This is a genomic window from Streptomyces sp. SBT349 (assembly GCF_001083795.1).
GTDB lineage: Bacteria > Actinomycetota > Actinomycetes > Streptomycetales > Streptomycetaceae > Streptomyces.
Map to the genome: position 1 here is coordinate 1 of NZ_LAVK01000583.1, position 2,544 is coordinate 2,544.

Sequence of the window (2,544 nt, forward strand, 5' to 3'; positions counted from 1 at the left end):
CCCAGTACCTGCGCGACGAGCTGCTCGACTCCGCCGCCGACGTGGCCCCCGCCCCGGCGCCGGTGCCCGCGGTCGCCACGGCCGTCAGCGAGCCCATCGCGATCGTCGGCATGGCCTGCCGCTACCCCGGCGACGTGGCCTCGCCCGAGGCCCTGTGGCAGTTGGTCACCGAGGGCGGCGACGCCATCACCGAGGTGCCCGCGTGGCGCGAGTGGGACGTGGAGGGCTTCTACCACCCCGACCCCGAGCACCCGGGGACCAGCTATGTCCGCAACGGCGGCTTCCTCGCGGAGGCCGACCGCTTCGACGCCGAGCTGTTCGGGATCTCGCCGCGCGAGGCGCTGGCGATGGACCCGCAGCAGCGGGTGCTGCTGGAGACCGCCTGGGAGGTCTTCGAACGGGCCGGGATCAGCGCCGACTCGCTGCGCGGCAGCCGGACCGGCGTCTTCGCCGGGCTGGTCGCCCAGCAGTACATCGGCCGGGTCCAGGACGTGCCCGCGGAGCTCCAGGGCTATGTGGGCACGGGCAACACGGGCAGCGTGGGCTCCGGCCGGGTGGCGTACACGTTCGGCCTCGAAGGCCCCGCGGTGACGGTGGACACCGCCTGTTCCTCGTCGCTGGTCGCCCTGCACCTGGCGGTGCAGGCGCTGCGCCAGGGCGAGTGCGACCTCGCCGTCGCCGGTGGTGTGACGGTGATGTCCGAGCCGGGCCTGTTCGTGGAGTTCAGCCGTCAGCGCGGGCTGGCCGCGGACGGCCGGTGCAAGGCGTTCTCCGCCGGTGCCGACGGGTTCGGCCCCGCCGAGGGCGTGGGCCTGGTCCTGGTGGAGCGTCTGTCGGACGCGCGGCGCCGCGGGCACGAGGTGCTGGCGGTGGTGCGTGGTTCGGCGGTGAATCAGGACGGCGCGAGCAACGGGCTGACGGCGCCGAACGGTCCCTCGCAGCAGCGGGTGATCCGCCAGGCGCTGGCGAACGCCGGGCTGTCGGCGGGCCAGGTGGACGTGGTCGAGGCCCATGGCACCGGCACGCCGCTGGGCGACCCGATCGAGGCGCAGGCGCTCATGGCGACCTATGGCCAGGAGCGGTCGGAGGACCGCCCGCTGTGGCTGGGATCGGTCAAGTCCAACATCGGCCACACCCAGGCCGCCGCCGGCATCGCCGGGGTGATCAAGATGGTGTCCGCCATGCGCCACGGCGTCCTGCCCAGGACCCTGCACGTGGAGGAGCCCTCCTCCCACATCGACTGGTCGGCCGGCGCCGTGGAGCTGCTGACCGAGACCACGGAGTGGCCGGAGACCGGCGAGCCCCGCCGGGCCGGCGTGTCCTCGTTCGGCATCAGCGGCACCAACGCCCACGTGCTCCTGGAGCGCGCCCCCGACGAGGAGCCGGGCCGGACCCCGGCGGACGCGCCGGAGCCGCCGGTCACCACGCTGGTGCTGTCCGGCAGGACCGAACGGGCGCTGCGGGCGCAGGCGGGACGCCTGCGGGAGTACACCGGCGCCGAGCCCGGGGTGCGGCTCGCCGAGATCGCCCACTCCCTGGCCGCGAACCGGGCGCTCCTCGAACACCGCGCCGTGGTCGTCGCGCGCGACCGGGGCGAGGCGCTGGCCGGGCTGGCCGCGCTGGAGGCGGGCACGCCCGCCGCCGCCGTGGTCGCGGGGCAGGTGAACCCCGTCGGGTCGCGCGCCGTGTTCGTCTTCCCCGGCCAGGGCTCGCAGTGGGCGGGCATGGCCTCGGAACTGCGGGAGGCGTCCGCCGCCTTCCGGGAGGCGCTGGAGGACTGCCGGGACGCGCTGGCGCCGTTCATCGACTGGGACTTCGACGCCGCCCTCTCCGACGAGACGCTGCTGGCGCGGGTCGACGTCGTGCAGCCGGTGCTCTGGGCGGTGATGGTCTCCCTGGCCGCCGCCTGGCGCTCGCACGGGGTGGAGCCTGACGCGGTCGTGGGGCACTCCCAGGGCGAGATCGCCGCCGCCGTGGTCGCCGGGGCGCTGTCCCTGGAGGACGGCGCGCGGGTCGTCGCCCTGCGGTCACGGGCGATCGGCGCGCTCGCCGGCAAGGGCGGCATGGTCTCCGTGCCGCTGCCCGTGGGCGAGATCACGCTGCCGGACGGGGTGTCCGTCGCCGCCGTCAACGGCCCCCACTCCGTGGTGGTCGCCGGAGACCCCGAGGGTCTCGAAACGGTGCTGGCCACGGTGGAGCGCTCCCGCCGGATCAAGGTCGACTACTCCTCCCACTCGGCGCAGGTGGAGTCGCTGCGCGAGGAACTCCTCGACGTGCTCGCCCCCATCGCCCCGCGGTCCGGCGCGATCCCGTTCTACTCGGCGCTCACCGGCGGCGTGATCGACACGGCCGGACTCGACGCGCGGTACTGGTACGACAACCTGCGCAACACCGTTCAGTTCGAGCGCGCCACCCGCGCGCTGCTGGCCGACGGCTTCAACACCTTCATCGAGACCTCCGCCCACCCGGTGCTGGGCGTCGCGCTCCGCGAGACGGTCGAGTCGGCCGGCGCGGGCGCCACCGTGGTCGGCACGCTGCGCCGCG

At 75.1% G+C, this 2,544-nt stretch carries 1 pseudogene; it reads left to right on the top strand.

Annotation, left to right across the window (positions count from 1 at the left end):
• Positions 1-5: 5 nt before the first annotated feature.
• Positions 6-2,544: pseudogene (locus ADY01_RS34865) on the top strand (type I polyketide synthase); the annotation flags it as partial.